The 12,946-nt window shown below is 64.8% G+C and carries 11 protein-coding genes and 1 tRNA gene; 5 read left to right on the forward strand and 7 right to left on the reverse strand.

The annotated features are described in order from the left end of the window. Positions 1-10 precede the first annotated feature (10 nt). Complete coding sequence (locus tag GRZ55_RS05265) at positions 11-751, reverse strand: alanyl-tRNA editing protein (RefSeq protein ID WP_169285844.1); 741 nt, start codon at positions 749-751, stop codon at positions 11-13. Continuing rightward, positions 748-1,785 (reverse strand): cysteine synthase A, encoded by a 1,038-nt coding sequence (locus GRZ55_RS05270; RefSeq protein WP_169285845.1) that lies wholly within the window; start codon positions 1,783-1,785, stop codon positions 748-750. The genes GRZ55_RS05265 and GRZ55_RS05270 overlap by 4 nt, the downstream gene beginning before the upstream one ends. A 228-nt stretch (positions 1,786-2,013) precedes the next feature. On the opposite strand from GRZ55_RS05270, the gene GRZ55_RS05275 reads away from it, so the two are divergent. Both GRZ55_RS05275 and GRZ55_RS05280 read left to right on the forward strand, forming a co-directional pair. After that, a complete protein-coding gene (locus GRZ55_RS05275; protein WP_169285846.1) occupies positions 2,014-2,655 on the forward strand; it encodes a ChrR family anti-sigma-E factor in 642 nt (213 codons plus the stop codon). A gap of 42 nt (positions 2,656-2,697) precedes the next feature. Beyond that, on the forward strand, positions 2,698-3,513 hold the full coding sequence (locus GRZ55_RS05280) for an SDR family NAD(P)-dependent oxidoreductase (protein WP_169285847.1): 816 nt from the start codon (positions 2,698-2,700) through the stop codon (positions 3,511-3,513). On the opposite strand, the gene GRZ55_RS05285 is transcribed toward GRZ55_RS05280, so the two are convergent. Then, positions 3,494-4,825 carry an MFS transporter gene (locus tag GRZ55_RS05285; RefSeq protein ID WP_169285848.1) on the reverse strand — a complete coding sequence of 444 codons (1,332 nt, stop codon included), beginning with the start codon at positions 4,823-4,825 and terminating at the stop codon, positions 3,494-3,496. The genes GRZ55_RS05280 and GRZ55_RS05285 overlap by 20 nt on opposite strands. 107 nt (positions 4,826-4,932) lie before the next feature. Between GRZ55_RS05285 and GRZ55_RS05290 the strand changes: the two genes are divergently transcribed. Beyond that, the gene (locus tag GRZ55_RS05290) at positions 4,933-5,904 is read left to right on the forward strand and encodes a carboxylesterase (protein ID WP_306785593.1); all 972 of its coding nucleotides are present in this window, start codon (positions 4,933-4,935) and stop codon (positions 5,902-5,904) included. Positions 5,905-5,907: 3 nt separating this feature from the next. Here GRZ55_RS05290 and GRZ55_RS05295 read toward each other — a convergent pair whose 3' ends face one another. Both GRZ55_RS05295 and GRZ55_RS05300 read right to left on the reverse strand, forming a co-directional pair. Next, complete coding sequence (locus GRZ55_RS05295; RefSeq protein WP_169285850.1) at positions 5,908-7,113, reverse strand: MFS transporter; 1,206 nt, start codon at positions 7,111-7,113, stop codon at positions 5,908-5,910. Positions 7,114-7,222: 109 nt separating this feature from the next. Further along, complete coding sequence (locus GRZ55_RS05300) at positions 7,223-7,951, reverse strand: GGDEF domain-containing protein (protein ID WP_210257226.1); 729 nt, start codon at positions 7,949-7,951, stop codon at positions 7,223-7,225. Between the two features lie 253 nt (positions 7,952-8,204). Here GRZ55_RS05300 and GRZ55_RS05305 point away from each other — a divergent pair, with 253 nt between their 5' ends. Both GRZ55_RS05305 and GRZ55_RS05310 read left to right on the forward strand, forming a co-directional pair. After that, positions 8,205-9,662, forward strand: a complete 1,458-nt coding sequence (locus GRZ55_RS05305; RefSeq protein WP_169285852.1) for a TrkH family potassium uptake protein — start codon at positions 8,205-8,207, stop codon at positions 9,660-9,662. A gap of 73 nt (positions 9,663-9,735) precedes the next feature. Continuing rightward, positions 9,736-9,812 (forward strand) — tRNA-Pro (locus GRZ55_RS05310). 98 nt (positions 9,813-9,910) lie between these two features. Here GRZ55_RS05310 and GRZ55_RS05315 read toward each other — a convergent pair. Then, on the reverse strand, positions 9,911-10,183 hold the full coding sequence (locus GRZ55_RS05315; RefSeq protein ID WP_169285853.1) for a hypothetical protein: 273 nt from the start codon (positions 10,181-10,183) through the stop codon (positions 9,911-9,913). 218 nt (positions 10,184-10,401) lie between these two features. Continuing rightward, positions 10,402-12,444: a S8 family serine peptidase gene (locus tag GRZ55_RS05320; protein WP_169285854.1), complete on the reverse strand. Its 2,043-nt coding sequence runs from the start codon at positions 12,442-12,444 to the stop codon at positions 10,402-10,404. Between the last annotated feature and the right edge of the window lie 502 nt (positions 12,445-12,946).

The raw sequence follows: 12,946 nt of genomic DNA on the forward strand, positions 1-12,946 counted from the left end.
GGCTGTCTCCTCAGGCGGCGGGGGGTGGGCCGAAGCGAAGCCGGAAACGCCGGTTCTCCCTGCCCTTCTTTTCGATCTTGCCGATATGGACCTCGCCCACCTCGCCGGTGCTTGCGACATGGGTCCCGCCGCAGGGCTGGCTGTCGATCTCGCCCGAGGCGCCGATCGCCACCAGCCTGATGCGGCCGGAGCCAGCCGGCGGGCGTACATTCTTGGACTTCACAAGAGTTGGATTGGCCACCAGGTCCCCGTCCGTGATCCATTTGACGGAGATCGGATGGTCGGCGGCCACGAGCGCCATCAGCTTGGCCGTGACGTCCTCCTTGGTCAGCCCGGCATCGGGGAGGTCGAAGTCGACCCGGCTGTCCTCCTCGCCGACCGCTGCGCCGGTGATGGGATAAGGGCAGACCACGGTCAGAAGGTGACAGGCCGTGTGCATGCGCATCAGCCTGTGCCGCCGCTCCCAGTCGATATTGAGCGTCAGCACCTCTCCGACTTCCGGCAGCGGCTCACCTGCCGCCGGCACATGGATGATCTCTTCCTTGGACTGGCCGGTGATGGTCGCCGCGATATCGATCCGCGATCCGTCCTGGCGCTCGAAATGCCCTGTGTCGCCGGGTTGTCCGCCGGAGGTGGCGTAGAAGATGGTGCGGTCGAGCAGGATGCCGCCACGCTCGTTGACGCCCACGACCGCCGCCGTCGCCTGCTTCAGATAGGCATCGTCCTGGAACAGGGCGGCGCCCGCGCTCATGGCGCGACATCCTCGAAGGGGATGGCGATGTCGGGCGTGCGTTCCATCCATTCGGGCACCGGCAGGTCCTTGCCGCGCAGGAAGTCGGGGTTGAACATCTTGGACTGGTAACGGGTGCCGTAGTCGCACAGGATGGTCACGATGGTGTGGCCCGGCCCCAGCTCACGCGCCAGCCGCACCGCGCCGGCAATGTTGATGCCGCTCGACCCGCCGAGGCACAATCCCTCTTCCTGGATCAGGTCGAAGACGATCGGCAGCGCCTCGTCGTCGGGGATCTGGTAGGAGAAGTCGGGTGTGAAGCCTTCGAGATTGGCCGTGATGCGCCCCTGCCCGATACCTTCGGTGATCGACGAGCCCTCCGACTTCAGTTCGCCCGTCGTGTAGTAGCTGTGAAGCGCCGCCCCCAGCGGGTCGGCGATGGCGATCTTCACGGCGTTGCTCTTGGCCTTCAGCCCGGCCGAAACACCGGCCAGCGTGCCGCCCGTGCCCACGGCGCAGACGAACCCGTCGACCTTGCCGTCGCTCTGGCGCCAGATCTCCTCGGCCGTCGTCTCGACATGACCGTCACGGTTGGCGACATTGTCGAACTGGTTCGCCCAGATGGCCCCGTTGGGTTCGCTTTGCGCAAGCTTTTCCGCCAGCCGGCCGGAAACCTTCACGTAATTGTTCGGGTTGCGGTACGGCACCGCTGGCACCTCCAGCAGTTCGGCGCCGAGGAGCCGCAGCGCGTCCTTCTTCTCCTGGCTCTGCGTATCGGGGATCACGATCACCGTGCGGTAGCCGAGCGCCTTGCCGACGACCGTCAGCCCGATGCCGGTATTGCCGGCCGTGCCCTCGACGATCACCCCGCCGGGCTTCAAGAGACCCTTCTTCTCGGCATCGCGAACGATGAACAGTGCAGCGCGGTCCTTGACCGACTGTCCGGGATTCATGAACTCGGCCTTGCCGAGGATCTCGCAGCCCGTCAGTTCCGAGACGCGCCTGAGCCTGATGAGCGGCGTATTGCCGATCACATCGATCACCGATTTGTTCATGCCATATCCCTCGAACCTGCTGGGCTGGAAATTATGAACCCAGCCTCCTACATGCAAGAAAGCATTTCCCCGCTATCGCGCTATCATGGCAAAAACTGCCTCACCCGACTAAGCCGGGAGGGCACTGATCCGCTTTGAATTCCATGGCGTATATGGCACAAGGACGCGGCAAGACAAGGAAACACGGTCGCGCTTCGAGATGATGACATTATTGGAAGCTGGGGCAGCATGACCGCCGACACAATCGATACCATGGACGCGCTGATGGCGCGCTTTGTTGCGGGCTCCCTGCCGTATCCCGCGCATGTGCTTGTCGAATCCCACCTCGAGCTAAAGCCCGACAACCGTCGGTTCGTGCGGGGTATGGAAGAGCTGGCGGGCCGCACGCTGGATGATACCGGCGCCGTCGAACTGTCGGACCGCGAGCGTCGGCTTGCCGCAATCCTCGACAGCGAAGCAGCCGCCGAGGCGGTCCCGCTGGCCGACGATGGTGTGTTCCCGCGCGCCCTGCGCGACTTCATCGGCTTCAACGTGGATGATGTTCCCTGGCGCACCAAGCTCCCCGGGTTCAAGGAATATGATCTGGGCGATGTCGACGGCTGCCACGTGAATCTTTTCTGGATCCGCCCCGGCCGGCCGATTCCCACCCACACCCATGAGGGTTCCGAGCTGACGCTGGTGCTGGACGGGGCCTTTACGGATGTCGTCGGCCGCTACGGCCGCGGCGACATCTCGGTGGCCGACGAATCGATCGAGCATCGCCCCGTCGCCGATCTTGAGCGGCCGTGCATCTGTTTTGCCGTCACCGACGCACCATTGCGTTTCACCGGCACCTTGCGCCAGCGCCTGAGCGACCTTATCGGGGCGTGATCTGACGGCTTCTGGCCAACCGCCTGTTTGGAACATGACGACATGACGCTCTATCGCGCGAAACCGGCCGACGGCGTGGCCTGGGTTACCGGAGCCAGCACCGGCATCGGTCGCCAGCTTGCGCTCGATCTTGCCGGCCAGGGCTACACGGTTGCCGCAACGGCGCGCGACGCCGAAAATCTGGAAGCCCTGGCCCAGGAGGCCGCGACCCGCAACTTGCGCATCCTCGCCATGCCCTGCGACGTCACCGACGAAAAGGAAATGGACCGCACAGTCGCCCGCATCGAGAAGCAGGCGGGACCCATCGCGCTCGCCATCTTCAATGCCGGCACCTATTCGCCGACCCATGGCGAACGGCTGGAAACCGACAATTTCATCAACACCTTCCGCGTCAACGTGTTCGGCGTCGTCTTCGGCCTCGTGCCGGTCGTCGACCGCATGCGCGAGCGCGGTTTCGGGCAGGTCGTGCTGGTGGGTTCCGTCACCTCCTATTTCGGCTTGCCGTCGGCTGCCGCCTATGGTGCCACCAAGGCCGCGCTGAACAACATGGCCCAGTCGCTCAAATACGATTTCGACAAGCTCAACATCCGCATTCAGGTGGTCAATCCGGGCTTCGTCGACACGCCGCTGACGGCAAAGAACAAGTTCGACATGCCGGGGCTGATGGCGGTCGACAAGGCCTCCGCCAGATTCGTTGACGGCATCGCACGCGGCGGTTTCGAGATCGTCTTCCCGCGCCGCCTGGCCTGGATGCTGAAAGCCGGCACCTTCCTGCCGCAGATGCTCTACCACCGCATCATCCGCAAGGCGACGGGGTGGGACCAGCGCCGTTTCGGCATCAAGAAGAAGCCGAAATAGCCGGCTCGTTCCCCTCGATGCGTGTGCGCAGGGCCTTCTGCCTGACCTCGTCCAGCGGGAACCCCCACATTAGCCAGATTGCCACGCCCTTGAACGCGATCGGCACCCAGCCATAGACGATCGCCAGCGCCATCAGAGATCCGGGCGCATTCTGGCCGCCGGGTTCGAATCCGAACAGCGACAAAAGGGGAAAGGCGATGCCCACCCCCAGCGCCAGCGCCAGCTTGGTCGTCAGGCTCCACGCGGCGAAATATTGTGCCGATCGCTGTTCCGATGATGCCGCCGTGTCCTCGTCGATGATGTCGGCCTGGATCGACGCCGGCAGCGACAGGTCGAAACCGAGCGCGAGACCGGTCGCCACGCAGACCAGCGCGAAGGCGATCACGTTCCCCTCGCCGATGAGCGGAGCCGTGGCGAAGACTGCGCAGGTGGCGATCATCGCCACGCTCCAGGCACGGTGTTTTCCGAAACGTCCCGCCAGAGCCAGCGCCAGCGGCACGCCGGCCAGCCCGCAGGCGAAATACAGAAACAGCAGCGGCCCGCGCATTTCCGGCACGCCAAGCCGGTCGGATACGAAATATAGAAACAGCGTCGCCGGCACCGCATTGGCCAATCCGTTGAAGAGATAGGCCACGATGAACCGGCGGAACGGCGCGTTCGCCGCCATGACCGCCAGGCCTTCGCGCAGGCTGATCTGCGTCTTCGAGTGGTCGCGTGGTTCGGCGACCCGGCTCACCGTCACGGCGCCGGTGAGAACCAGAAGCCCCGCCACCGACAGTCCAAGTATCGCAAGCCCGTGCAGGCTGTCGGGATCGTCGAAACCGATCGCGAAAGGCAGCGCGATCGCCACCAGCGTACCGACCAGCGTAAAACCTTCCCGGAAGCCGGCGACACGGCTGCGTTCGCGGTACTGCCCCGCCATCTCCGCTCCCCACGCCTGGTAGGGCAGGATCGCCGCGGTGTAACCGATCGACAGCACCAGCCCCCAGAGGAGCACATAGCCGATACCCGCGGTCACGGGCGGCCAGAACAGCATGATCGCTGCCAGAGCACAGATGGGAATCGACACCATGAACAGCGCCTTGCGCCGCCCGATTCTGGGTCGCCATCGGTCGCCCACCCATCCGATCATCGGGTCGCTGACCGCATCCGCGAGCCGCACCGCCAGCAGCGCGGCGCCGACGCTTGCCAGCGGCAGCCCCAGCGATTCGGAATAGAAGGTCGGCACGATGATGTAGAGCGGCAGCGTCAGCGCCGCGAGCGGCACCGCCGGCAGGGCGTACTGGATCAGGGTCTTGGCGGGGATGGACATGCAGGGCCTTGGGGCTAAAGTCTGTCCTGTTACGAAGCGCGGGGGCTCGTGGTTCTCCGGCGAACTGTCTTCAGGAAAAAACCTCTTCGGAGGCCAGGATGGGGCACATGTTCTACGCGACGGCCTTTGCACTGGCGGTGGTCGCCGTGGCCTACCTCCTGGGACCCCGGGCGGTCGCGGACCAGAACGTCCGCTTCGACCCGGCCGCGATTGGCCCAGATCCGCAAACCTACCTCGCCGCGCGCGAAGGCGAACATGCCGACATCCGCGATGGGCTCGCCAGGGAGATCATCTGGGCCGATCCGGCGACGCGCGCGCGCACGCCCGTATCCATCGTCTACATCCACGGCTTTTCCGCCTCGAAGGGCGAAGTGCGCCCCCTGCCCGACCTGATTGCCGCCGATCTCGGTGCCAACCTGTTCTACACCCGCCTGGCTGGCCATGGCCAGGATGGACCCACCATGGGCGCGGTCAGGGCCGAAGACTGGATAGATGATACCGCGGAAGCCCTCGCCATCGGCCGCGCAATCGGCGAACGCGTGGTGGTGATCGCCGCCTCGACCGGCGCCACGCTCGCCAGCTGGGCCGCCACCCGGCCGGACCTCGCCGAACATGTCGCCGCGATGATCCTGATCTCGCCCAACTACCGAATCAACGGTGCCGGTGCCGGTCTGCTGTCCGCCCCCTGGGGCGGGCAGATCGCCCGCCTGCTGCTGGGTCCGCAGCGCGGCTTCACCGCAACGAACGAGCTCCAGGCGCATCTGTGGACAACCTCCTACCCGACGAACGCCCTGCTTCCGCTCGCCGCAACGGTCGCCATGACGGCTGCAAGCCGTGTGGAGGACATCTCCATCCCCGCCCTCTTCGTCTTCTCCGACAAAGACAAGGTCGTCGATCCACGGGCCACCCACGCCGTCATCGGTCGTTGGGGCGGCCCGACGCGCACCTTGCTTGTCAGCGATTCCGAGGACCCCAACCATCATGTGATTGCCGGCGACGCCTGTTCGCCTTCCACGACGACCCGCCTGGCCGGGGCGAGCCTGGAGTTCCTGCGCGAAATACTGGGCGAGGCCGACTGAGCTTCAGATCTTCGTCGTCTGTTCGGGCCGCGCATCCTTCGCGAACAGGAAGATGAATAGAGCCACCGCCATCAGCAACGCGTAGAAGCCGAACAGGGCGACATAGGCCCGCACGGGATCGTCGGGCACGGCGGCGGCCGCCACGACGCCTCCGGTGGCGAACTGGATCACGCCCACGCCGCCGATCGAGAAGAAGTTCAGGAGCGTGACCCCCCGCCCGGTCAGTTCGGGCGGCAGGAAGGCGCGCCCATGCGCCATGAGAAGCCCGTAGGAGGCACCCGACACGCCAATGATCGCGAACAGGACCGTCACCGTCCACACGCTCGCCAGCGGCATCATGGCCAGCGTGACAAGCGCCATGAGCCCGATGAGATTGCCCACGACAGCGACCCATTTGCGCGTCCGGAAGAAGGTGTCGAGCGGCCCGTAAATGAAGTTGCCGGCCACCATGGCGAGCGCCATGATCAGCGTGACATGGCCGATGAAGAGCAACTCCGCGCCGTGGACCTCGAGCAGATAGGGGCCCGCCCACAGGCCGCGAATGCCCATGGCGGGGGCGTAGTTGATCGCGATCAGCGGCAACAGCAGCCAGAGCGTGCGGATCTTGAAGAGGTCGATATAACCGCCGAATCCGGCGCGGCCCACACCGTCCTCGGGCAGTTTCGCGGGATCGCGCACGATGAAGAAGATCGCCACCGCGTTCAGCAGCGTGATCGCTGCCAGGCCGATCATCACCTCGCGCCAGCCAAAGGCTTCGGCCGCGGCCGCCAGCGGCGAGGCGCCGATCACGTTGCCGGCCGAACCGAAACCGATCAGCCAGGACGTCAGGATGGCAAGCCGGGCGGCACTGAAGCTGCGCGCGAAGATGAACACCGACGCCATCAGGACCGGCGAACAGCCGATGCCGATCAGCGTCATGGCCGCGATCACCATCCATGGCTGGCTGGCCGCCGCGAAGAGCAGCGCGCCACCGCCCCCGCCCACGGCCAGCAGCACCGACGCCGTCAACCGGGGGCCGTAGCGGTCGAGCGACACGCCGACGGCGAACTGCATGAGCGCGAAGGACGCGAACCATGCGCCCGAAGCGACCGACAACTGGGTATTGGTCATGCCCAGCTGGACCGTCAGTTCCGGCGTCAGCACGGCAAGGAAAGTGCGGTAGAATTGCGACAGCACATAGGCTGTCGCCAGCGCGGCGAGTCCGGCCATCAGGCGTTGTCCGTCCCGTTTGTGTTCTTCTTGTTCCGCCGGCCGACCGGCCAACGCGGGCAAGGCTTAGATCAAGCGCGGACTGGAGGCAACGGGCCTGATTGGCCTGTCAGGCTGCGCCAGGCAGGGCACAGACCACCCTGTCGCGCCCCGCGCGTTTGGCGCCGTAGAGGTGAGTATCGGCCTCGTTCATCAGCGTTTCGAGCCCCTGGCCCGGCTTGCGCACCGCGATGCCGATGCTGACGGTGAACTGCACGACCTCCGGCAGATCCGAAAGCGCCATCTCCCGCACCCGCCGCCGGATCTTTTCGGCCAGCGACTGCGCTGCCCAGATGTCGGCCCCCGGCATGAACACGGTGAACTCCTCGCCGCCGATCCGCGCGGCGACCGCGTCCTTGCCGACATTGGCGGAGATCAGCGCCCCCAGGCTGCGCAGCACCCTGTCGCCCACGGCGTGGCCGTGTGCATCGTTCAGCTGCTTGAAGTTGTCGACGTCGATGTAGAGAAGCGCGCCGCCGCCGGAACTCTCGCGCAGGAGGCTTTCGGTCTTGTGCATGAAGCAGCGGCGGTTGGCGAGGTTGGTCAGTTCGTCCATCCGCGACACCCGGTCCAGTTCCGCCGCCACGGTCCTCAGACGCACGTTCTGGCCGATAAAGAGATAGCCCAGCGGATATCCGAGCACGATCACGATGACCGTCGTGAAGAACAGGTCGAGGAGAAGCCTGTCCTCGAAGAAGATGGAATAGAAGAGCAGCGTCAGCGCGTTTGCGCCCATCAGCGCCGCGCCCACCATCAGCGTGGTTTGCCTCAGCACGGACATCGTCTCGAGCCTGCGCATCAGCACATCCCCAACTCCCCACATGAAGCAACCCCTGTCTGATTTGGGCGTGCATTAGCACCGGAATATGAAGATTGCCTTTGCGTCATGTGCGCGATCGCGCCGGCGGCGCGGGGTCGCCACGTTAAAGCTGTTGGCGTGCGGGCTCGCCTGTTGCAAATTGCCCGCCCTCTCGCCAATGTCGCGCGACGAACAGCAACCGGCCAACGCTGCCGGCGCCGTGCGGAGGCGCCAGGATACGAGGTATTCTTCCGTGCCATATTCCGCCATCCGCGCTGCCGTGCACATCGCGGCGATTTTCGCGATCTACCTCTCCGTCGTGATGCTGGTGCCGGCGGCCGTCGATCTCTATTACGGCAATGACGACTGGCAGGTCTTCGCCTTCTCGGCCTTCTTCACCGGAGGTCTGGCCCTGGCGGTGGTGCTCGCCACCCAGGGCGCCGCGCCGCCGATCACGTCGCGCTTCGGCTTTTTCGTGGTCAATCTACTCTGGGTGCAGACCACCCTGATCGGCGCCATCCCGCTTCTTGCTTCCTCGCTTGAGATCAGCGTCACCGACGCCATCTTCGAGGCCGCTGCCGGCGTGACGACCACCGGCTCCACCGTCATCGTCGGGCTCGACAATCTGCCCCCCGGCCTCCTCCTGTGGCGCTCGCTGCTGCAATGGATGGGCGGACTCGGCGTCATCGCGCTCGGGCTGTTCGTCCTGCCGCTGCTCAACGTCGGTGGTGTGTCCTATTTCAAGATCGAATCCTCCTCGATCGAGGACCGACCCTTCGAGCGTTTCTCGACCTACACCGTCGCCCTCATCGGCATCTATATCGTTTTGACCGTCATCTGCACCATCGCCTACGCGGCAGCCGGCATGGGCGGGTTCGAAGCGCTCAACCACGCGCTCACCACCATCTCCACCGCCGGCTTTTCCACCCATGATGCGTCGATGGGCTACTATGCCGACCAGCCGGCCATCCTGTGGGTGGGCACGATCTTCATGTTCATCGGCGCCCTGCCCTTCTCCATCCTTATCCTCTTCGGCCTGCGCGGCCGTCTCGACGCGTTGCGCGATCCCCAGATCCGGGTCTTCGCGATCTATGTGCTGCTGCTCATTCTCGCGGTTTCCATCTATATGCGCGTGTCCGGCGAGATGAGCTTTTTCGATGCCCTCACCCAGACCGCCTTCAACTTCATGTCGATCATCACCACGACGGGCTATGCGAGTTCGGACTACGGTCAATGGGGCGCCTTTGCCTTCGCCTGCGCCTTCGTCGCCATGTTCCTCGGCGGCTGCTCCGGTTCGACCACCGGCGGCATCAAGGCCTATCGCTTCCTGATCCTGTTCGAGCTCTTGGCAAACGGCCTGCGCCGCCTCGTCTATCCCAACACGGTGCTGTCGGTGCGCTATGGCGACCGCCCGGTGGACGAGACCATGCAGCGCGCCGTCGTGCTCTTCATCTCGGCCTTCCTCGTCATCTGGCTCATCACCATCGTGCTTCTGGCCGCGACCGGTCTGGATTTCATCACCGCCATGTCGGGCGCCCTGACGGCGCTCACCAATGTCGGCCCCGGCCTTGGCGACACGATCGGTCCGGCAGGCAATTTCTCGTCCCTTCCGGACGTCTCCAAATGGATCCTCACGGTGGCGATGTTGATGGGGCGGCTCGAGCTTCTGGCCGTGCTCGTGATCTTCACCCCGGTCTTCTGGCGCCGTTGAGTTCAACCGCGGTGCAACGCCGTCATTTTGCACTTGCGCCGCACACAACCAGCCTATAAGCCTCCCCTCGGTTCGGAGCGTAGCGCAGCCCGGTAGCGCACTTGACTGGGGGTCAAGGGGTCGTGGGTTCGAATCCCGCCGCTCCGACCAATATCTTCAAGATATGGAACTGCACCGGGGAATGAGTTGCCGCTTTCCAGCACGGGAAGCGACAGCGAATATGCCGCCTGACGCGGCCCCGGTCGCTCTCAGTCGTCCTTCCCGCCCCTGGGACGATAGGTAACCTCGCCGGTGGGCACTTCCGCACCGAAATGAAGCGAGAACAGAAGACGGTTGCGCTCGTCCGTGACATGCATGGTCCAGGGTGACCCCTGGTGCCAGAAGGCCCCGTCAAGTTCCCTCAATACCGCCCCCGCAAGCGAAATCGCTTCGGCGCGCGCCTCATCCACCCCCGACATCTCCGTCCCTTCCGGATCGGGCGCCTGGGAGCCGTTGTCGATGTGGAAAAAGTATCTGGGCATCGGCATCTCCAAAGACTTGCTCTGAAGAACAATCGAGCGTGGCGTTTGTTCGCGCCGATTGCGAAAACGCCGTCGAAACACGCTCGAAGCTGCCTCCCCCGCCGATAACGGCGCGGGATGGGTCGCAAAAAAGGCCGGGACGCTGCCGTCCCGGCCTTCGTGTCTGATCGATGGTCTTTTCCGCCCGCAAGCCGCCCGCTTGGCGGCCCCTGTTCGTCCTAGAAGCTCAGACGCAGGCCGGCACCGACAGTATGTGCATTGGCGTTGCGCTGGAACGCCGCGCTATAGCCGGCGAAACCGCTGAGACGTCCGCCGTCGGAGGCGAAGTTGACATTTGCGCCAACCCGCAGGACGTCCCGGCCAAGGGCCGCGCTTCGCGCCGCGATCGTTCGGCCCAGAAGCTCGACATTGGTCAGATAGGCATTGTCGCCCATCAGGCGGCCATAGGAAGCATCGGCCTTCACCCGCAGGACGCCGGTATTCATCGGCATCGGCGCCGAGGAGAACCGCAGCCCGGGGCCGACCTCGAACTGCCGCAGGCTGGAAGCCTGCGCGTCGAGGCCGAAGATGCCCGCACCCGTCTCGCTCGCGGCATTTGTGTTCTGCCAGCGCGCCATGGCGCCGATGAAGGGCGACAGCGACATGCCATTCGCCATTTCGAACTCGTGTCCGGCGCGCAGATCCGCTTCCACGCCACTGCCCGACAGCCGCGTCCGGCCGATCGGCGTTGCCGAGGTGCCGACGGCACCGGCAATCGAATGACGCGTCAGGGTCTGGCCGAAGAACGCCGCCTGCGCCGTCCCTTCCACGAACCAGCCATTCTCCTTCCACTCGCCATAGGCGCCGAGATGGAAATTGTCGGCCGTGGCCTGGTCGTCGGATCCTGCGGTCGTGAGGCGGGTATTGGTGTAGCCGCCCGCAACGCCGAACTGGAACGTGTCGCCGTTGATGAGGTCGGCACCGACAATCACGCCCGCCGTGTTGCTGCGCGCGCTGTTGGAGGAGGGGCCGGCCGCGATGGAGGCGGTGCCGAAGATCGGCATGGCCCACACGCCCGGCACCACCGGATTGGTGACCCTGGCGCCGCCGCTGCCCATCGAGCCGCCGCCTGCCGCATAACCCATCAGCATCATGTCGGCGCTGCCGGAGGCCTGATTGCCGCCCGAAACGCTCAGCCGCTGGCGCATGGCCTGGCTGACATGCCCCAGCGCGGCAGAGCGCGACCAGGCCGCGTTGGCGAAGCTGCCCGCCGTGCCCGGATCGATGGTGGAAACCATGTTGCCGACATTGAGCAGGCCCCAGCCATAGACAGCATCGATGCCCGGCGCGCCGATATCGGTGGCCGTCTGCAGAACCAGCTGCGCCAGTTCCGGCGCCGTCGCATTCGGGAACATCTCGGCGGCGATCGCCATTGCCCCGGTCACGTGCGGCGCGGCCATGGAAGTGCCGTTGATGCTGTAGTAGCCACTGCCGGGCACCGACGACCAGATCGCGTCATCGCTACCTTCCGGACCGTCGCCACCGGGCGCCGCCAGGCACCAGTCCGCTGCAATTCCGCAGCGCTCGGAATAGCTGGCAATTGTACCGGTCGGACCCACGGCGGCCACGGCCAGCCAGTTCGCCTGCAACTCCGGGAAATAATAGGGCAAGCCTGCGAACACGCCCGGTTGCGATTGCGCGGCATTGCCGGTCGAGAATACCTGCACGGCGCCGGCCGCCGCTGTATCGCGGAATGCCTGCAGCTGTGCCGGCGCAAATGACTCGATATCCTGCCTCGTGACCTCGAGAATGGTAATCGTCCGATAGGAGGGCGGCGGCTCCTGCAGCCCCCAGGAATTGTTGAAGATCCGAATGCCCTGGTCCAGCCCCCAATAATAGCCGGCCGCGAAGCCGCCATCGCTCGGCGCTGCATTCCAGTTGATGCCGTATAGAAGCGCGCCGGGGGCAACGCCCACATTCTGCCCGAGAACCGTACCGGCCACGTGCGTACCATGCAGTTGGGCGGGGCCGTACGGGCTGCCATCGACATTGAAGCCGCCCTGCCAGCGATCCGCATATTCAGGGTGATCGAATTGGATGCCGTTATCCATGACGCCGATCTTGACACCTGCGCCGGTAAAGCCGGCATCACGCGCCTGATCGACCCCGATCATGCGCAGCCCCCACAGCCGCTCGTCGATCGCCTGCGCATTCGCCAGCGAAACCGTGGCCACGCTGGCCGATAAACAGATCATACCGAACTTGATGATAGACTTTGTCAAAACGACCCCCAGTGAATTCCCACGCGCCCTGCCGCGCGCCTTGCTCCTGCCCGTCACATCCGACCCGATCATGGTGCGGACATGATTGCCCCATCTGCCAATGACGGAGCAGCTACCCTGCCTGTTCCTGGAAGAGACACCATCATATGGTGAACAAGCCGTTAAATACATGATCTGCGTACATGTAATCGCGCCTTCTACATGCTGATATATATCTGCGTAGACGACTGACTTGCCGTAGACTTGTGATCCTGAACAGGCTTCCTTGAGCTATCCACTTGCCCCGGATCGGTCAAGTTCCCAACACGCTGCCGCCTGACTAATTTTGGGTGCATTTCTCCCGCCTGCCCGCAAGGCTGCGTTTCAGCCGACGGCAGCGCTCGGGCGCCGTCATATGTGTTGGTCTGCAAGTCTGGAGAGAGTGCGTACGAACCCACGGACCAGCCCGTCCATCGCCTGGAAAGCCGGCCCCGTTTTGTCGATGGGTCGATGTGCTGAGAGG

The organism is Chelativorans sp. ZYF759 (assembly GCF_012911015.1).
In the GTDB taxonomy this organism is placed as follows: Bacteria; Pseudomonadota; Alphaproteobacteria; order Rhizobiales; family Rhizobiaceae; genus ZYF759.